This is a genomic window from Stenotrophomonas sp. CS3K5, from assembly GCF_059515225.1.
The window spans coordinates 526,482-545,246 of the sequence record NZ_JCAKRX010000001.1 but is presented as its reverse complement, the minus strand read 5'-3'; the positions used below and the strand labels follow the sequence as shown (position 1 = coordinate 545,246).

Sequence of the window (18,765 nt, the reverse complement as noted above, 5' to 3'; positions counted from 1 at the left end):
TCCTGCCGGATTGGCGTGCCAGAGGCGCGCTGTCGGCCATCACTCAGCTGGAGAACCGCGTCATGGCGCGTATTGCAGGCGTCAACCTGCCAGCCCAGAAGCATGTCTGGGTCGGGTTGCAAAGCATTTACGGCATCGGCCGTACCCGTTCGAAGAAGGTCTGCGAAGTCGCAGGCGTTGCTTCGACCACCAAGATCCGCGATCTGTCGGAGCCGGAAATCGAGCGCCTGCGCGCCGAAGTCGGCAAGTACATCGTGGAAGGCGATCTGCGTCGTGAGATCGGCATCGCGATCAAGCGCCTGATGGACCTGGGCTGCTACCGCGGCCTGCGTCACCGTCGTGGCCTCCCGCTGCGTGGCCAGCGCACCCGTACCAACGCCCGCACCCGCAAGGGTCCGCGCAAGGCGATCAAGAAGTAAGGGACTGAGAAATGGCTAAGCCCGCTGCTAAGACCAAGAAGAAGATCAAGCGCGTCGTCACTGACGGCGTTGCCCACGTCCACGCTTCGTTCAACAACACCATCGTCACCATCACCGACCGCCAGGGCAACGCTCTGTCGTGGGCGACTTCCGGTGGCGCTGGCTTCCGCGGTTCGCGCAAGTCGACCCCGTTCGCTGCCCAGGTGGCTGCTGAAAAGGCCGGTCGTGCTGCGCTGGACTACGGCGTGAAGTCGCTGGAAGTCCGCATCAAGGGCCCGGGTCCGGGCCGTGAGTCGGCCGTGCGTTCGTTGAACAACGTCGGCTACAAGATCACCAACATCATCGACGTGACGCCTATCCCGCACAACGGGTGCCGTCCGCCGAAGAAGCGTCGCGTCTAAAGGGAGCGATAAGAAATGGCTCGTTATATCGGTCCTACCTGTAAGCTCGCCCGTCGCGAAGGCGCCGACCTGTCCCTGAAGAGCCCGGCGCGTGCGCTGGACTCCAAGTGCAAGCTGGAGCAGAAGCCCGGCCAGCACGGCGCCACTGCCCGCAAGGGCAAGCTGTCCGACTACGCCACCCAGCTGCGTGAAAAGCAGAAGGTCAAGCGTATCTACGGCCTGCTGGAGCGTCAGTTCCGCAACTACTACAAGAAGGCCTCGACCAAGAAGGGCAACACCGGCGAGAACCTGCTGCAGCTGCTGGAAACCCGCCTGGACAACGTCGTCTACCGCATGGGCTTCGCCGTGACCCGTCCGGCTGCCCGTCAGCTGGTGTCGCACCGCGGCGTCACCGTGAATGGCAAGTCGGTCAACCTGGCTTCGTACCAGGTCAAGGCTGGCGACGCCATCGCTCTGTCTGAGAAGGCTGCCAAGCAGCTGCGCGTCCAGGAAGCCCTGACCGTCGCCGCCCAGCATGACCTGAGCCCGTCGTGGGTTGAAGTGGATTCCGGCAAGTTCACCGGCATCTTCAAGGCTGTTCCGGATCGTTCGGATCTGCCTGCGGACATCAACGAAGCGCTGATCGTCGAGCTGTATTCGAAGTAATTCACATTGGAGAGCCCCCGGCGACGGCCGGGGGTTCACTAGGAGAACCCGCAACATGACGGTTACCGCCAACCAGGTTCTGCGTCCTCGCGGTCCGCAGATCGAACGCCTTACCGACACCCGTGCAAAGGTCGTTATCGAACCTTTGGAGCGGGGTTACGGGCATACGCTGGGCAATGCCCTGCGTCGCGTGCTGCTGTCGTCCATCCCGGGCTTCGCCATCACGGAAGTCGAAATCGACGGCGTGTTGCATGAGTACACCACGGTCGAAGGTCTGCAGGAGGACGTGCTGGAAGTCCTGCTCAACCTGAAGGACGTGGCCATCCGTATGCACTCCGGCGACAGCGCCACCCTGTCCCTGTCCAAGCAGGGCCCGGGCGTTGTCACCGCTGCCGACATCAAGGTTGACCACAATGTGGAAATCTTGAACGGCGACCATGTGATCTGCCACCTGACCAAGGACACGGCAGTTAACATGCGTCTGAAGATCGAACGTGGTTTCGGCTACCAGCCGGCTGCCGCGCGTCGTCGTCCGGACGAAGAAACCCGTGCCATCGGCCGTCTGGTCCTGGATGCCTCGTTCTCGCCGGTCCGCCGCGTCGCCTATGCCGTGGAAGCGGCTCGCGTCGAGCAGCGCACCGACCTGGACAAGCTGGTCATCGATATCGAGACCAACGGCACCATCGATGCCGAGGAAGCCGTGCGCACCGCCGCCGACATCCTCAGCGACCAGCTGTCGGTGTTCGGTGACTTCACCCACCGCGACCGCGGTGCGGCCAAGCCGGCCAACAACGGCGTGGATCCGGTGCTGCTGCGCCCGATCGACGATCTGGAGCTGACCGTGCGTTCGGCCAACTGCCTGAAGGCCGAGAGCATCTACTACATCGGCGATCTGATCCAGAAGACCGAAGTGGAGCTGCTGAAGACCCCGAACCTGGGCAAGAAGTCGCTCACCGAGATCAAGGAAGTGCTGGCTCAGCGCGGCCTGTCGCTCGGCATGAAGCTGGAGAACTGGCCGCCGGCCGGTGTCGCCAGCCACGGCATGCTGGGCTGATATCGGTATTGCTTGAGGGCTCCACCGGCAACGGTGGAGCCTTCAACCGGTTTACCAAACATGCCACGACGAACCCCAGGTTCGCGGGCAGGGCGTCCAGGACGGGCGACCAGGACCATCCGCAGTCCACGCAGCAACGCCAGGATGGCGACAACGATCCGCACAGTCTCATCATTAACCAAGGAATATCACCATGCGTCACCAGAAGTCTGGCCGTAAGTTCAGCCGCACCAGCGCCCACCGCGAAGCGATGTTCAAGAACATGGCCGCCTCGCTGTTCAAGCACGAGCTGATCAAGACCACCCTGCCGAAGGCCAAGGAACTGCGCCGCGTTGCCGAGCCGCTGATCACCCTGGCCAAGGTCGACTCCGTCGCCAACCGCCGTCTGGCCTTCGCCCGTCTGCGCGACAACGAAGCCGTGGGCAACCTGTTCACCATCCTGGGCCCGCGCTACGCGAACCGTCCGGGCGGCTACCTGCGTCTGCTGAAGTGCGGCTTCCGCGCCGGCGACAACGCACCGATGGCCTACGTCGAGCTTGTTGACCGTCCGGCCGTGGCCGAGGAAGTGGCCGAGTAATCGGACCGCTCCAACGCGACATAGTGAAAGCCCGGCATCCGCCGGGCTTTTGCGTTTCTGCAGGGTCGGAACGCGTGCCGCAGGTACGGGCTCTGACCCCGCAATGCTGGGCGCTGGGCCAGAGCCCATTGCATTCGCAAGGGGATCTGACCCTCACCGTTCCGACAGGCGTCACCTGTGGCGGTTCGAAAGGCGCGCGCTCTCGGTTACGCTTGGCGCCTGATCACTTGAGCGTTGACGATGAATCCACTGCGCTGGCCCTTCCGCGCCCAGTTCTTCCTGGGCTTCCTGATCTGCGCGGGCCTGCTGGGCTACGCGATCTTCCTGCAGCTGAAGATGGGCCTGGAGCCGTGCCCGTTGTGCATCTTCCAGCGCCTGGCGTTCGCCGCCCTGGGCCTGTTGTTCCTGATCGGTGCGTTGCACGGTCCGTCCAACCGCCCTGGCCGGGCGACCTACGGCATCCTCGCCTTCATCGCTGCGGCGGTGGGCGTGGGCATCGCGGCGCGCCACGTCTATGTGCAGATGCTGCCGCCGGAGATGGGCGCGACCTGCGGCCCGCCGTTGAGCTTCCTGCGCGAGACGATGGGCCCGCTGGAGGTGTTCCGCACGGTGCTGACCGGCACCGGCAACTGCGGCAACATCGACTGGACGTTCCTGGGCCTGACCATGCCGATGTGGTCGGGCGTGTGGTTCGTGCTGCTGGCGCTGTGGGCGCTGGTGGTGTCGCTGCGCAGGGTCAAGCGCTGAACGTAGCCACGCATGGCGTGGCTCTACTGGGTAGTGCCGGCCGCTGGCCGGCACACCGTGCTAATGCCGGCCATCGGCCGGCACTACCTCAGAAGTCCTGCTGCAGGCTCAGGTAGGCGCCGCGACGCGGTCCCCACTGCGGGGCAAATACACCGACGCCGCCACCGTCGCGCAGCTGGTAGCTGCGATCAAGCGCGTTGATCACGGCCACCTGCACGTGCAGCGGATGCCCACTGTCGGCGTTGAAGTCATGCCCGGCGCTGAAGTTCACCTGCAGGTACGACGGCAGCTCGCCGCCGTTGGGCACGCCCTCGATATCCGAACGCAGGCCGCTGCCGAACACGTAGTTCGCACCGATCCGGTTGTGGCCGGCGAAGGCATAGCTGAGGCCACCGGACGAGGTCAGTTTCTGGTCGTGGTCCAGGTGGATCCAGTGGTCGGCGACGTAGGCCAGGGCGTCCGGGTCGAGGTTGTACTGGCCGGTGATGACCTGGGTGCCGAGGGCCTTGTTGTATGCCGCATTGAAGTAGGCGCTGAACGGGCCGTTGCTGTAGTCGGCACTGAACTCCAGGCCACGGATGTGGCCGCGGCCATAGTTGAAGGTCGAGTAGATGTACGCGGCGCCGAACTGGCCTTCGTCCTGGAGGCGTGCGACGCGACGGTCGTATGCGTCCAGGCCCAGGGTCAGGTGTTCGCCCAGCTGCTGCGAGACGCCGATGTCGTAATAGTCACTGCGCTCGGCCAGGGGCGTGGTGTTGCCGCCGCTGGGCTGCCGGTTGGTGGTGCCGTCGTACAGGGCGATGTCGCTGCTGGCGATCAGTTCGCTGGCCGGCGGCGTGAAGTAGCGTGAGTAGCCGGCGTGGACGGTGGTGCTGTTGCCGACATTCCAGACCACGCCCACGCGCGGGCTGAGCTGGCCTTCGCTGTGGCCGAAGGCCTTGTAGCGGTCGCCACGCAGGCCGTAGTTCACCGTCCAGTCGTCGCCGATCTTCCATTCGTCCTGCACGTACAGCGCCAGCGTGCTGGCATGGAAGGCGCTGCGGTCGGGGATCAGCCGCGGCGTGGTACTGGACTGCTGGCCGCTGTCGTCCACCGGGAACACCCAGCTGTTGTTGCTGGCCTGTGCGTTTTCGTAATTGCCATACAGGCCATAACGCAGCGTGTGGTCGTTGCCCAGTGGCGTGGAGAAATCGGCCTGCAGGGTGTTGGCGCGGTTGCTGCGCTGCACCTGCGAGGCGACGCCGCTGAATACCAGGTCGCCGACGACATCCGGATTGAACGCCACATCGCTGTAGCGCTGCCCGGCCGAGAGCTGATAGGCGGTGGTGCCGAGCGTTCCCTGCAGCACCAGCATGCCGAAGCGGGTGGTCTCGCGCTGGGTCTCGTCCAGCTGGCTGGAATCGAAGGTAGTGGTGTCGAGATAGCCGAACTGCGGCGTCTGGCCCGGATTGACCGGAATCTGGAAGCGGTTGTTGGCGAAGCCGGCAAACACACTCAGGCGCGTGCTGTCGTTGACCAGGTAGGTGAGGTCGGCGAACGCCTTGCCCTGATGGGTATCGTCATGCAACGGCCTGCGCGTGTTGGTGGGGTTCTCCAGGCCAACTTCGTTCTGGTCGTAGTTGCCGGTCAGGAACCAGCTCCAGCGCCCTTGGCTGCCCCACCAGGAGGCATTCGGGTTGAGCTTGCCGAATGATCCGGCGGTCAATCCGGCACTGCCGCCGTTGCCAAGCTCGGCGCCGCTGCGGGTGGTGATGTCGACCACCGCCGCCGTACGCTCGCCGAACTGTGCCGGCAGCGCGCCGTCCATCAGGCGGATGCTCTTGATGGTGCGGGCGTCCAGGGTCTGGCCGAAGCCGGAAATCGACTCGGGCAGCAGGACGCCGTTGATGCGGTACTGCAGATTGGCGTGGTCACCGCGGACATGTACGCCGCCGTAGGAGTCCTGCACCACGCCAGGCGCCTGCAGCAGCACCTGGCTGAGCGGCGCGGAGGCGCCCAGCGGCTGCTTCTGGATGTCCTCGGCGGTGATCTGGTACTGGCTGGCGCCGATGTCCGGCGACAGTGCATTGCGGGCCTGGTCGAGCTGGGCGTGGACGGTGACCGCGTCCAACTGGGTGACCGGCGCGGCCACATCATTGGCGGCAGCAGCGAAGGCAGGGAGGCTGGCCACGGCCAGGACGAGGTTGATGCCGGTAGCGAGAGGCGAGGGCTTCATGGGGAGGGGCGGAGCCTGGGGCGTAGGAGGGGCCGGTCCGTGACGTGTCAGTGTTACTCCGTAACAAATCATGCGCCTATTGGAGCCGCCATGGACATGCCGTGTCTGGCCGCTCGCGGTGCCCTTTCCCCGCCGTTCAGGCTGCCGGACGCCGCCCTGGCCCTTTGCGACAGCGGCTGGCTCTGCGACCATGACCGCCCCCCACCCCGGAAGTCTGCAATGAGCCTGTCCGCCGTTCCGCCCGTGTCCGATCCTGCCGCAGCCGCCGTTGGCGCCGCCTGGTCGCCGGAGAGCTGGCGTGGCAAGACCGCGCTGCAGATGCCGACCTATCCCGATCCGGTGGCGCTGGACGCGGCGCTGCACGAACTGAAGCGGCTGCCGCCGCTGGTCACCTCCTGGGAGATCCTGGCGCTGAAGCAGCAGCTGGCCGAGGCCCAGGAGGGCAAGCGCTTCCTGTTGCAGGGTGGCGACTGTGCGGAGAATTTCAGTGACTGTGAATCGGGCACCATCTCCAACCGCCTGAAGGTGCTGCTGCAGATGAGCCTGGTGCTGGTGCACGGCCTGCGCCAGCCGGTGATCCGCGTGGGCCGTTTCGCCGGCCAGTACGCCAAGCCGCGCTCGGCCGACACCGAGACCCGTGACGGCGTGACCCTGCCCAGCTACCGCGGCGATGTGATCAATGCGCCGGCGTTCACCGAAGCGGCGCGCCTGCCGGACCCGAAGCGGATGCTGCAGGCCCACGCGCATTCGGCGATGACGATGAACTTCGTGCGGGCGCTGATCGACGGCGGCTTCGCCGACCTGCACCATCCCGAGTACTGGAACCTGGAGTGGGTGCGGCATTCGCCGCTGGCCGCCGAGTACCAGAAGATGGTGGCCTCCATTGGTGATGCGGTGCACTTCATGGAAACCCTGGCCGGGGCCCGCGTGCACAACCTCAACCGCATCGATTTCTACACCTCGCACGAAGCGCTGCTGCTGCCCTACGAGCAGGCGTTGACCCGGCAGGTGCCGCGCCAGCAGGGCTGGCTGAACCTGAGCACGCATTACCCGTGGATCGGCATGCGCACCGCCGCGCTGGACGGTGCCCACGTCGAGTACCTGCGGGGTGTGCGCAACCCGATTGCGATCAAGGTCGGGCCGTCGGTGTCGCCGGACCAGCTGCTGCGCCTGATCGACGTGCTCAACCCGCACGACGAACCGGGCCGCCTGAGCTTCATACACCGCATGGGCGCGGCACAGATTGCCGAAAAGCTGCCGCCGCTGCTGGATGCGGTCAAGCGCGACGGCCGCCGCGTGCTGTGGGTGTGCGATGCGATGCATGGCAATACCGAAAGCACGGCCAATGGCTTCAAGACGCGCCGCTTCGACAACGTGCGTGGCGAAGTGGAGATGTCGTTCGATCTGCATGCGGCCGCAGGCACGCGCCTGGGTGGCGTGCATCTGGAGCTGACCGGCGAGGACGTGACCGAATGCACCGGTGGTGCGCGCGAACTGACCGAGCGTGACCTGGAGCGTGCGTACCGCTCGACGGTGGACCCGCGGTTGAACTACGAGCAGTCGCTGGAGATTGCGATGGCGATCGTGCGCAAGCAGGAACAGGTGCGGTAAGTGTGTTGCGGCAGGGCTTGCAGCCCTGCACCTGCTGCAATCAACGGCAACGGCAACGGCAACGGCAACGACAAAAGCCGAAGCGGCATTCCGTGGGGTGGCGGGACGGTGTGGGTAGTCAGGACACGCCGTAAACCCATCCATGGGGGCTCGATGGCGCCATCCATGGCGCCAACGGTCCTGCCTACCCACACCGTCCCACCTCTGACGGATTCCTGCGGCTGTGGGTAGGTGTCGACCTTGGTCGACACGGTGGATCCACGCCTTGCATGGATGAATCTCCATCGACATCGAATATTTCGATTTCGGAACGATTTGAGTCGAGCGTGGCTCGGCTCTACAGAAGAGCGGGCAGATCGCGGAAAACTGTCGAAGGCGGGGTGGGTCCGGTCGCGGGGGCGTGAGCCGCATGGGTGCGGCGACCGAGCCTCCATGGAGGGATTCACGGCGTCCCCCGCAACCGGACCCATCTCGCCATCCCACAGGATGCACGCTGTTGCTGCTGAGGTTGCCGGCCAGCGGCCGGCACTACCGCGGGTGCAGGGCGCAGCCCTGCCGAGCCCCACCTACATTCTGCTTACGAACGTCTGACATTGTGCTCATCCGTGCTGGGCCACGCTGTATATCTGCATGCAGAGCGACGGAGGTGGCAGCGGTGCACTGGCAAAGCGCGCAGGCCTACGCATGGCCGTTGGGATTGGCAGCATTGGTCGGCGGCATCGGTGCGTGGTTGATCCTGTGGATCTACCATCGATTGAAGGGACGTGATCGTCGGCGTGCGCGCATCGGGCGTGTGCTGGGGTTGCCGATGGCGACCGCCTGGCCGCTGCTGCTGCTGATCCCTGCATTGCAGGCCACGCCCCTGCAGGATCCGTTGCTGGGCCACCTGCAGCATGTGCTGCACATCGCACTTACGGCCTGCTTCATCTGGTTGCTGGTGCGTGCGGTGGCGGCCGGCGAGCGGGCGATCCTGCGCAGCCATCCCATCGATGTCGCCGACAATCTGGAAGCGCGCCGCATCCAGACCCAGACGCGGGTGCTCAGTCGCGTGTTGATGGGCGGCATCATCGTGCTCGGCGCATCGCTGGTGCTGTTGACCTTCCCGATGGTGCAGAAGATCGGCACCGCGCTGCTGGCGTCGGCGGGCCTGATCGGCCTGGTGGCGGGTATCGCGGCCAAGCCGGTGTTCGGCAACCTCATCGCCGGTCTGCAGATCGCGCTGACCCAGCCAATCCGGCTGGATGACGTGGTGATCGTCGAAGGTGAGTGGGGGCGTGTCGAGGAAATCGGCAGCAGCTATGTGGTGGTGCGGGTCTGGGACGAGCGGCGCATGGTGGTGCCCCTGACCTGGTTCATCGAGAATCCATTCCAGAACTGGACGCGACGCAGCGCGGATCTGCTGGGGACGGCATTGCTGTGGTTGGATTATCGCGCACCTATCGCGGCGATCCGCAGTGAGCTGGAGCGCATCTGCCGGGGTGAAGCGCTGTGGGATGGACGCGTCTGCGTGACCCAGGTAACCGAGACCAGTGAACGCGCGATCCAGGTACGCCTGCTGGTCAGCGCGCGCAGTTCCGGTGATGCGTTCGATCTGCGCTGCCTGGTGCGCGAACGCATGCTCGATTTCCTTGCGCGTGAGCATCCACAGTCATTGCCGCAGATTCGCGCACGCGTGCAGCACGATGACGAGCAGGACATGCCGCGTGGGCCGCGGGCGCGTACCGCGGATGTGCGCTCGCCGGGTGCGGAGGATGGCGAGGCGGCGATCGTGCCGGTGGAGGCGTTTGATCGGTAGTGCCGGCCGCTGGCCGGCAACGTCGGGATGATCGAGCAGCCGGCCAGCGGCCGGCACTACCGGAGGTCACGGCTCGTCGGCGTCGATCAGGGTGTCGGTATCAAAGTGCGGTGGCCGCCGCGCGCGCGTGCGTTGTTCATAGGCGTAGGCCATTTCGATCAGCTTCGGTTCGCTCCAGGCGGCGCCCATGAACAACAGGCCCACGGGCAGGCCGTTGATCTGGCCCATCGGCACGCTGAGGCTGGGATAGCCGGCCACGGCGGCGGCGCCATAGCTCTCGCCGGGGAAGTCGTCCCCTTCGCTTCGGATCGGCCAGGCCACACCGGTGGTCGGCGCCACCAGTGCATCCAGCTGGTGGGCGGCGAGGGCGGCATCGATGCCTTCCGGGCCGGCCAGCCGGCGCGCATCGCTGCGTGCACGGATGTAGGCGGGATCGGCCAGGCCGGCGGTGGCGTCGGCCTCCACCAGCAGCTCCTGGCCGAACAGGCCCAGCTCCTGCTTGTGGTGCGCCTGGTTGAAGGCGATCAGGTCGGCCAGGCGTCGCAGCGGCGCCCGGTGCGTGTTGAGGTAGCGCTCCAGGCCGGCCTTGAACTCGTACAGCAGCACCGTGCGCTCGGCCTCGGCCCACGCACCCTGGTTGGGCAGTTCCACCGGCACCACCACCGCACCAGCGCGGCGCAGTTCGGTGGCCGCCTGTTCCATCAGCGGCGGCATGCCCCGATAGGTCAGCAGCGGCGTCTGCAGCAGGCCGATGCGCTTGCCACGCAGGCCCTGCGGGTCCAGGCGTGCGGTGTAGTCATAGACCGCGCGGCCGGGCATGGTCGCGGTGGCCGGGTCGGCGTCGTCGCGGCCGGCGATCGCGGTCAGCACGGCCGCCGCGTCGGCCACGCTGCGCGTCATCGGCCCGGCGGTGTCCTGGCTGAAGGAGATCGGGATGATGCCGTCGCGGCTGACCAGCCCGACGGTGGGCTTCAGGCCAACAACCCCATTGATTGCGGCCGGGCAGACGATGCTGCCGTCGGTTTCGGTGCCGATGGCCACGCTGGCCAGGTTGGCCGCCATCGCCACCGCGCTGCCGCTGCTGGAGCCGCACGGGGAGTGGCTGAGGCGGTAGGGGTTACGGGTCTGGCCGCCGCGCGCACTCCAGCCGGAGATCGAGTCGTTGCCGCGGAAGTTGGCCCACTCGCTGAGATTGGTCTTGCCCAGCACCACGGCGCCGGCCTCGCGCAGGCGTCGCACCAGGTAGGCATCGTCAGGACGGAAGCCCTGCAGTGCCAGCGAGCCGGCCGTGGTGCTCATCGGGGCGGCGTTGATGTTGTCCTTCAGCAGCACGGGAATGCCGTGCAGGGCACCGCGCACGCGGCCGTCGCGGCGCTCGCGGTCGCGTGCGGCGGCTTCCTTCAGGGCATCGGGATTGAGTTCGATCACCGCGCGCAGGCGTGGCCCGGCACGGTCCAGGGTGGCGATGCGCTGCAGGTAGGCCTGGGTGAGGGTGGTGCTGTCCAGTTCGCCGGCGGTCATCCGCGCCTGCAAGTCGGCCACATCGGTTTCGGCATAGGGGAAGGGCACGTTGCGGCTCGCAGGTTCGGCGGCGTGCGCGCTGGACGCGGCCGGGCTGCAGCCAGCCGAAAACAGCGCAGGCAGCGCGCTGAGCAGGCAGATCAGCAGAGGCGGCAAGGACGGGCGCATGGGGCGGCTTGGTCGGCTCCAATCCCCAGTGTAGCCGGTGCTCAGCGGTGACGCTTGCGCAGGTCGCGGGCCAGCACGTAGACCACGATCAGGTTGATCGCCAGGATCGTCCAGGAGGGCCAGCCGGGGTGGCGGATGATCGCGAAGATATCGAAAGGCAGGTACAGCGAGGCGGTCAGGCAGCCCAGCCAGGAGGCCCAGGCCTTGGCCCGCCACAGGCCCCAGGCTTCGACCAGGTGCAGCAGGCCGTAGCCGATCATCCCCGCCGCGGCCAGGTGCACCGCGTCGGGGCTGATCATGTGCAGCAACGAGGGCAGGGTGCCATGGTCCGGATCCAGGCTGAAACGCCGGATCAGGACCATGATGCCGTGCCGTAGCGGCTGCGGTCCGAGCACTTCCAGCCCGGTGGCAGCCAACAGCGCCAGCATCGCCTTGCTCGCTTCGAGCAGGGCGATGACGTGGAGACCCGGATGCCGGTGCGGATCCGGGTTGTAACCGCTCGGGTTCACGGGGTGCTGGCTCAGCCGCCGCGCGAAGCCTTCTTGCGGTCGCTTTCGGTCAGGAACTTCTTGCGCAGGCGGATCTCCTTCGGGGTGATCTCGACCAGCTCGTCGTCTTCGATGAAGTCCAGGGCCTGCTCCAGCGAGTACTTGATCGCCGGGGTCAGCTGGATCGCATCGTCCTTGCCCGAAGCGCGCATGTTGGTCAGCGGCTTGGTCTTGATCGCGTTGACGGTCAGGTCGTTGTCCTTGGAGTGGATGCCGACCAGCTGACCTTCATACACATTGTCGCCTTCAGCAGCGAAGAGCTTGCCGCGCTCCTGCAGCGGGCCCAGCGAGTAGGCCGGCGTGGCACCCGGCGCATTGGCGATCATCACGCCGTTGATGCGCTTGGCGATCGCGCCCTGTTCCTTCGGACCGTAATGGTCGAACACGTGGAACAGCAGGCCCGAACCCTGGGTGAGGGTCTTGAACTCGTTCTGGAAGCCGATCAGGCCACGGGCCGGGATCTGGTATTCCAGGCGCACACGGCCCTTGCCGTCCGGCTCCATGTTCTTCAGCTGGCCCTTGCGGGTACCCAGCTTTTCCATCACGCCGCCCTGGTGCACTTCTTCGATGTCCACCACCAGCTGCTCGATCGGCTCCATCAGCTGGCCGTCGATTTCCTTGATGATCACTTCCGGGCGCGACACGGCCAGCTCGTAGCCTTCGCGACGCATGTTCTCGATCAGCACCGACAGGTGCAGTTCGCCACGGCCGGAGACCAGGAACTTGTCGGCGTCTTCCAGCTGTTCGACCTTCAGGGCCACGTTGTGGACCTTTTCACGGTCCAGGCGGTCCTTGATCTGGCGGCTGGTCAGGAACTTGCCACCGGACAGGTCCTTGTTGCCGGCGAACGGCGAGTTGTTGACCTGGAAGGTCATCGAGATGGTCGGCTCGTCGACGGTCAGCGCCGGCAGTGCTTCCGGGGTGTCCGGGGCGCAGAGGGTGTCGGAGATGGTCAGCTCCTGGATGCCGGAGATGGCCACGATGTCGCCGGCTTCGGCCGAGTCCTGCTCGATGCGCTCCAGGCCCAGGAAGCCCAGCACCTGCAGCACCTTGCCGTTGCGCTTCTTGCCTTCACGGTCGATGACCGCGACCTGCATGTTCTTCTTCAGGGTGCCGCGCTGGATGCGGCCGATGCCGATGACGCCCACGAAGTTGTTGTAGTCCAGCTGGCTGATGCGCATCTGGAACGCGCCTTCCGGGTCCACTTCCGGCTTCGGCGCGTGCTGCATGATCGCTTCGTACAGCGGGGTCATGTCGCCGTCGCGCACGGTGTCTTCCAGGCCGGCGTAGCCGTTCAGGGCCGAGGCGTAGACGATCGGGAAGTCCAGCTGCTCATTGGTCGCGCCGAGCTTGTCGAACAGGTCGAAGACCTGGTCGATCACCCACTCCGGACGCGCGCCCGGACGGTCGATCTTGTTGACCACCACGATCGGCTTGAAGCCCATCGCGAAGGCCTTCTGGGTGACGAAGCGGGTCTGCGGCATCGGGCCGTCCATCGCGTCGACCAGGATCAGCACGGTGTCGACCATCGACAGCACGCGCTCGACCTCACCGCCGAAGTCGGCGTGGCCGGGGGTGTCGACGATGTTGATGCGGTTCTTGACGCCGGTCCGCTTGTCTTCCCAGGTGATGGCCGTGTTCTTGGCCAGGATGGTGATGCCGCGTTCCTTTTCCTGGTCGTTGCTGTCCATCACGCGCTCGGCGAGGACGGTGCGCTCGGACAGGGTGCCGGACTGCTTCAGCAGCTGGTCGACCAGGGTGGTCTTGCCATGGTCGACGTGGGCGACGATGGCGATGTTGCGAAGATTTTCGATGGACATACGAAAGGGGGCCAGTCGGCGCCGGATTTGGAAAAAGAAGTCCAACATTATACGTCGAACTTGACGATTCGCGAAAAGGTGGATTTCACGCCCGGGCTGGCACCCATTCAGCTGGCTGCCCGCCGCTCCGGCCGAGGCCGCCAGGAGCCGTCGGCGCCGCTCCCCGTCCGGGGGCTGAAGCCGGGCTCTTCACCGATGGTCGAAGCCGCCGCCGACACGAGGCGGGTGTAAACTAGGTGGCTAGACGCATTCCCCTTTGTATCAAGGATCTTCATGTCCCTCATCGCCACTTTCGACACCACCCAGGGCCCGATCAAGGTCGAGCTGTTCGCCGACAAGGCGCCGCTGACCGTGGCCAACTTCGTGAACCTGGTCAAGCACGGCTTCTATGACGGCCTGATCTTCCACCGCGTGATCGCCGACTTCATGATCCAGGGCGGCTGCCCGCAGGGTCGTGGCACCGGCGGCCCGGGCTACAAGTTCGAAGACGAGAAGAATGGCGTGAAGCACGAGGTCGGCTCGCTGTCGATGGCCAACGCCGGCCCGAACACCAACGGCAGCCAGTTCTTCATCACCCACATCAAGACCGACTGGCTGGACGGCCGCCACACCGTCTTCGGCAAGGTCCTGGAAGGCCAGGCCATCGTCGATTCGGTCAAGCAGGGCGACGTGATCCACTCGATCACCCTGGAAGGCGACGTCGACGCCGTGCTGGCCGCCCAGGCCGACCGCGTCGCGGAGTGGAACAAGCACCTCGCCGCCTGATCCCCCTTCGAAACGGCCACCCACGGGTGGCCGTTTCCCTGTTCCCCGCCGCCCGCCAGGCCTGCGTGGCTCCGCCCGCGGCGTCCCATCAAACGCTTGCAAGCAAGAGGAAACCCCCATGAAAGCACCCGTTCGTGTTGCCGTGACCGGCGCCGCCGGCCAGATCGGTTATGCCCTGCTGTTCCGCATCGCCTCCGGCGAAATGCTGGGCAAGGACCAGCCGGTCATCCTGCAGCTGCTGGAACTGCCGGTGGACAAGGCCCAGGCCGCCCTGAAGGGCGTGATGATGGAGCTGGAAGACTGCGCCTTCCCGCTGCTGGCCGGCATGGTCGGCACCGATGACGCCGAAGTCGCGTTCAAGGACGCCGACATCGCCCTGCTGGTCGGCGCACGTCCGCGTGGCCCGGGCATGGAGCGCAAGGACCTGCTGCTGGAAAACGCCAAGATCTTCACCGCCCAGGGCGCGGCGCTGAACAAGGTCGCCAGTCGTGACGTGAAGGTGCTGGTGGTCGGCAACCCGGCCAACACCAATGCCTACATCGCCATGAAGTCGGCCCCGGACCTGAAGCCGGAGAACTTCACCGCCATGCTGCGCCTGGATCACAACCGCGCGCTGAGCCAGCTGTCGACCAAGCTCGGCAAGCCGGTCGGTGGCATGGAGAAGCTGGTGGTGTGGGGCAACCACAGCCCGACCATGTACCCGGACTACCGTTTTGCCACCGCCGATGGTGCGTCGATTGCCGATGCGATCAACGACCAGGAGTGGAACGCCAACACCTTCATCCCGACCGTGGGCAAGCGCGGCGCGGCGATCATCGAAGCCCGCGGCTCGTCCTCGGCGGCTTCGGCGGCCAACGCTGCCATCGACCACGTGCGTGACTGGGTGCTGGGCAGCAACGGCAAGTGGGTCACCATGGGCGTGCCGTCCGACGGTTCCTACGGCATTCCGGAAGGCGTGATCTTCGGTTTCGCGGTGACCACCGAGAACGGCAAGTACACCCTGGTGAAGGATCTGCCGATCGACGACTTCAGCCAGAAGTACATCGACAAGACCCTGGCCGAGCTGGAAGAAGAGCGCGCCGGCGTCGCCCACCTGCTGGGCTGATGCAGGCGGTACCGGCCTCGACCGGTACCTCCACCGCCACGGTGGGTACCGATCGTTGGTCGGTACGCTCACTGCAGAAGACGGGGAAGCTTCGGCTTCCCCGTTTTCGTTTGAACGGATACGCAAACCGATGATCCATCTGCACTACATCGACGACGCGCTGCTGGTGGCCGAGAAGCCGGCCGGCCTGCTGTCCGTGCCCGGCCGCAGCGAGGAAAACCAGGACTGCGTGGTCACACGCCTGCAGGCGGTGTACCCGGACGCGTTGACCGTGCACCGGCTGGATCAGGTGACCTCCGGCCTGTTGCTGCACGCGCGCGGCAAAGAGATGCAGGCCGCATTGTCGATGCAGTTCGAGCGGCGCCAGGTCGGCAAGTGCTACGAGGCCATCGTGCAGGGTTTGATCGAAGGCGAGGCCGGCGAAGTGGACCTGCCGCTGATCGTGGATTGGCCGAACCGACCGAAGCAGGTGGTCGACCGTGAGCGCGGCAAACCTGCTCTGACGCGCTGGCGCGTGATGGCACGTGATGTTGAAGCGCAGCGCACCCGCGTGGCGCTGGAACCGATCACTGGCCGCAGCCATCAGCTGCGCCTGCACATGGCCAGCCTCGGCCATCCCATTGTCGGTGACGTGCTGTACGACGCGGCACCGGCGCAGCGCGTGCACCTGCATGCACGCAGCCTGCGGTTTACCCACCCGGTGACGGGCGAAGCGCTCGCGTTCGAGTCTGCGGCTCCGTTCTAGGGGGTCGGCAGGGCTTGCAGCCCTGCACCTGCAGAATCAACGTCAACATCAACGTCAAAAGCGGGCTGTCCGTGGGTTGGCGGGGCGGTATGGGTAGGCAGGACACGCCGTAAACCCATCCATGGGGGCTCGATGGCGCCATCCATGGCGCCAACGGTCCTGCCCACCCACACCGCCCCGCCTCTGACAGATTCCCGCGGCTGTTGGCAACTGTGGCCGTTGTTCCGCACCGCTGTTGGTAGATGTCGACCTTGGTCGACACGATTTTTCTTTCAGATATCGAATGAGTCATCCGCGCATGGCGTGGATCAAGCGTGTCGACCAAGGTCGACACCTACCAGCGCAATCCGCCGTTCCGACAGATGGCAGGAAACTGTCGAAGGCGGGGTGGGTCCGGTGGCGGGAGTGTCCGCGGCATGGATGCCGCGGCCAAGCCCCCATGGACGGGTTTACGGCGTCTCCCGCCATCGGACACACCCCGCCAACCCTCAGGGAACCCGCTTCTGCTGTTGCTTCGGCTTCTGCAGGTGCAGGGCTGCAAGCCCTGCCGAACAAACCCACCCCCTACCAAGGTAGGGCGGCCCGCGCGGCAGCGCCGGACTATCCTCGAATCCATGACTTTGTCTGGGAGGGCTGCGTCATGAACTACGAGGAAACCTACCGTCGCTCGATCGACGAGCCCGAGGCCTTCTGGGGCGAGGAAGCCAAGCGCATCCATTGGCACAAGCCGCCACAGCAGGTGCTCGACTACAGCAATCCGCCGTTCCGGCGCTGGTTCGTCGGCGGTGAAACCAATCTCTGCTACAACGCTGTCGACCGCCATCTGGCCGACCGTTCCGACCAGCTCGCGCTGGTGGCCATCTCGACCGAAACCAACAGCACCCGCGAAATCACCTATCGCCAGCTGTATCGCGAAGTGAATGATTTCGCTGCCGTGCTCACGCATCTCGGCGTTGGCCACGGCGACCGCGTGGTGATCTACATGCCGAACATGGCCGAGGCCGTGTTCGCGATGCTCGCCTGTGCACGCATCGGTGCGGTGCATTCGGTGGTATTCGGCGGCTTTGCCGCACACAACCTGGCGCTGCGCATCGACGATGCCAGGCCCAAGCTGCTGATCGCCGCCGATGCCGGCATGCGCGGTGGCAAGCTGATTCCGTACAAGCCGATGGTCGATGCAGCCTGTGCAGAAGCCAGCGCGCCGCCACCGCACGTGTTGATCGTGTCGCGCGGACTGGATGCGGCCGAGCCGCGCGTGCCGGGCCGTGATGTGGAGTACGCCGCGCTGCGTGCGCAGATCGGGCAGGTCGATGTGCCGGTGCAGTGGCTGGAAGCCAGCGAGCCTAGCTACCTGCTGTACACCTCCGGCACCACCGGCAAGCCCAAGGGCGTGCAGCGCGATGTCGGCGGCTATGCGGTGGCGATGGCACAGTCGATGGAAACCGTTTTCGACTGCAGGCCCGGGCAGGTGATGTTCTCCACCTCCGATGTCGGCTGGGCCGTGGGCCATTCGTACAACGTGTACGGGCCGCTGATCGGGGGTTGCACCTCGCTGCTGTATGAAGGGCTGCCGACCAACCCCGATCCGGGCATCTGGTGGGCGCTGTGCGAACAGTACAACGTGCGCACGATGTTCTCTTCGCCCACCGCGATCCGCGTGCTGAAGAAGCATGATGCCGACTTCATCCATCGCCACGACCTGCGCGCGCTGAAGTACCTGTTCCTGGCCGGCGAGCCGCTGGACGAGCCGACTGCGCACTGGATCAATGAGGCACTGGGCAAGCCGATCATCGACAACTACTGGCAGACCGAAACCGGTTGGCCGGCGCTGACCCTGCTGCCCGGCCTGGAGATGAAGCCGGTGCGCTTCGGCTCGCCCGGCTTTCCCAACCTCGGTTACCGGATGAAGGTGATTGACGAGAACACCGGCGAAGAAGTCGCGCCGGGACAGAAGGGCGTGCTGGTGGTGTCGCCGCCGCTGCCGCCGGGCTGCATGAGCACGGTATGGAACGACGACAACCGTTTCCTGCAGAGCTACTTCAGCCACTTCAAGGAACTGCTGTACAGCTCGCTGGACTGGGCGATCCGCGACGACGATGGCTATACCTTCATCCTCGGCCGTACCGATGATGTGATCAACGTGGCCGGGCACCGCTTGGGCACGCGCGAGATCGAGGAGGCCATTTCCAGCCACCCGCGCGTGGCCGAGGCCGCCGTGATAGGGGTCAAGGACGAGCTGAAGGGGCAGGTGCCACTGGTGTTCGTCACCCTCAAGCAGGGTCTCAACGGTGAGGACCCGGCGCCGGTGGTGGCGGAGATGATGGCCACGGTGACCACCTCGCTCGGCGCGGTGGCGCGCCCGGCGCATGTGCATGTGGTCAACGCACTGCCCAAGACGCGGTCCGGCAAGCTGCTGCGGCGCTCGTTGCAGGCGCTGGCCGAGCAGCGCGACCCGGGTGATCTGTCGACCCTGGATGACCCCAGCGCACTGGAAGAGATCCGCCGCGCGCTGGGCCGCTGACCCGGTAGTGCCGGCCGCTGGCCGGCAATCCCGTCAATCCGGAGGTTGCCGGCCAGCGGCCGGCACTACCTGCGGTTCTTGCGCTAAGCTCGGCCTGTCATCGACCTG

General features: G+C 65.8%; 16 protein-coding genes. 12 read left to right on the top strand and 4 right to left on the bottom strand.

Annotated features, from left to right (window positions below):
• Window positions 1–62: 62 nt before the first annotated feature.
• From rpsM to AC5YGJ_RS02495, 6 genes are all read left to right on the top strand, one after another.
• On the top strand, window positions 63–419 hold the full coding sequence (gene rpsM, locus AC5YGJ_RS02520) for a 30S ribosomal protein S13 (protein ID WP_004154500.1): 357 nt from the start codon (window positions 63–65) through the stop codon (window positions 417–419).
• Between the two features lie 11 nt (window positions 420–430).
• Window positions 431–820, top strand: coding sequence for a 30S ribosomal protein S11 (gene rpsK, locus AC5YGJ_RS02515; protein WP_004145443.1), 390 nt, complete (start codon window positions 431–433; stop codon window positions 818–820).
• A gap of 15 nt (window positions 821–835) precedes the next feature.
• Window positions 836–1,465 (top strand): 30S ribosomal protein S4, encoded by a 630-nt coding sequence (gene rpsD / locus AC5YGJ_RS02510; RefSeq protein WP_004145446.1) that lies wholly within the window; start codon window positions 836–838, stop codon window positions 1,463–1,465.
• A gap of 55 nt (window positions 1,466–1,520) precedes the next feature.
• Window positions 1,521–2,519, top strand: coding sequence for a DNA-directed RNA polymerase subunit alpha (locus tag AC5YGJ_RS02505; protein WP_004145453.1), 999 nt, complete (start codon window positions 1,521–1,523; stop codon window positions 2,517–2,519).
• Between the two features lie 193 nt (window positions 2,520–2,712).
• Complete coding sequence (gene rplQ, locus AC5YGJ_RS02500) at window positions 2,713–3,096, top strand: 50S ribosomal protein L17 (RefSeq protein WP_053519752.1); 384 nt, start codon at window positions 2,713–2,715, stop codon at window positions 3,094–3,096.
• Between the two features lie 240 nt (window positions 3,097–3,336).
• Window positions 3,337–3,843 (top strand): disulfide bond formation protein B, encoded by a 507-nt coding sequence (locus tag AC5YGJ_RS02495; protein WP_058980348.1) that lies wholly within the window; start codon window positions 3,337–3,339, stop codon window positions 3,841–3,843.
• Between the two features lie 88 nt (window positions 3,844–3,931).
• Here AC5YGJ_RS02495 and AC5YGJ_RS02490 read toward each other — a convergent pair whose 3' ends face one another.
• A complete protein-coding gene (locus tag AC5YGJ_RS02490; RefSeq protein ID WP_496185602.1) occupies window positions 3,932–6,058 on the bottom strand; it encodes a TonB-dependent receptor in 2,127 nt (708 codons plus the stop codon).
• Window positions 6,059–6,277: 219 nt separating this feature from the next.
• On the opposite strand from AC5YGJ_RS02490, the gene AC5YGJ_RS02485 reads away from it, so the two are divergent.
• On the top strand, window positions 6,278–7,669 hold the full coding sequence (locus AC5YGJ_RS02485) for a class II 3-deoxy-7-phosphoheptulonate synthase (protein WP_249841829.1): 1,392 nt from the start codon (window positions 6,278–6,280) through the stop codon (window positions 7,667–7,669).
• 655 nt (window positions 7,670–8,324) lie between these two features.
• Window positions 8,325–9,464: a mechanosensitive ion channel family protein gene (locus tag AC5YGJ_RS02480; RefSeq protein ID WP_496185601.1), complete on the top strand. Its 1,140-nt coding sequence runs from the start codon at window positions 8,325–8,327 to the stop codon at window positions 9,462–9,464.
• 66 nt (window positions 9,465–9,530) lie between these two features.
• Here the strand turns inward: AC5YGJ_RS02480 and AC5YGJ_RS02475 are convergent, their stop codons facing one another.
• Genes AC5YGJ_RS02475 through typA form a run of 3 tightly spaced genes read right to left on the bottom strand, consistent with a single transcriptional unit; the run spans window position 9,531 to window position 13,521 of the window.
• Window positions 9,531–11,153 (bottom strand): amidase, encoded by a 1,623-nt coding sequence (locus tag AC5YGJ_RS02475; protein WP_496185600.1) that lies wholly within the window; start codon window positions 11,151–11,153, stop codon window positions 9,531–9,533.
• Between the two features lie 41 nt (window positions 11,154–11,194).
• Window positions 11,195–11,662 (bottom strand): DUF2127 domain-containing protein, encoded by a 468-nt coding sequence (locus tag AC5YGJ_RS02470; RefSeq protein WP_049467554.1) that lies wholly within the window; start codon window positions 11,660–11,662, stop codon window positions 11,195–11,197.
• An 11-nt stretch (window positions 11,663–11,673) separates the two neighbouring features.
• Window positions 11,674–13,521 (bottom strand): translational GTPase TypA, encoded by a 1,848-nt coding sequence (gene typA, locus AC5YGJ_RS02465; protein ID WP_107229964.1) that lies wholly within the window; start codon window positions 13,519–13,521, stop codon window positions 11,674–11,676.
• Window positions 13,522–13,794: 273 nt separating this feature from the next.
• Here typA and AC5YGJ_RS02460 point away from each other — a divergent pair, with 273 nt between their 5' ends.
• The 4 genes from AC5YGJ_RS02460 to prpE all read left to right on the top strand — a co-directional run bounded on the left by AC5YGJ_RS02460 (window position 13,795) and on the right by prpE (window position 18,657).
• Window positions 13,795–14,286, top strand: coding sequence for a peptidylprolyl isomerase (locus AC5YGJ_RS02460; RefSeq protein WP_005408225.1), 492 nt, complete (start codon window positions 13,795–13,797; stop codon window positions 14,284–14,286).
• Window positions 14,287–14,404: 118 nt separating this feature from the next.
• The gene (locus AC5YGJ_RS02455; protein WP_004153634.1) at window positions 14,405–15,391 is read left to right on the top strand and encodes a malate dehydrogenase; all 987 of its coding nucleotides are present in this window, start codon (window positions 14,405–14,407) and stop codon (window positions 15,389–15,391) included.
• Window positions 15,392–15,521: 130 nt separating this feature from the next.
• Window positions 15,522–16,136 carry an RluA family pseudouridine synthase gene (locus tag AC5YGJ_RS02450; RefSeq protein WP_249841826.1) on the top strand — a complete coding sequence of 205 codons (615 nt, stop codon included), beginning with the start codon at window positions 15,522–15,524 and terminating at the stop codon, window positions 16,134–16,136.
• A 640-nt stretch (window positions 16,137–16,776) separates the two neighbouring features.
• Window positions 16,777–18,657, top strand: a complete 1,881-nt coding sequence (gene prpE / locus AC5YGJ_RS02445; protein WP_496185599.1) for a propionate--CoA ligase — start codon at window positions 16,777–16,779, stop codon at window positions 18,655–18,657.
• Window positions 18,658–18,765: the final 108 nt, after the last annotated feature.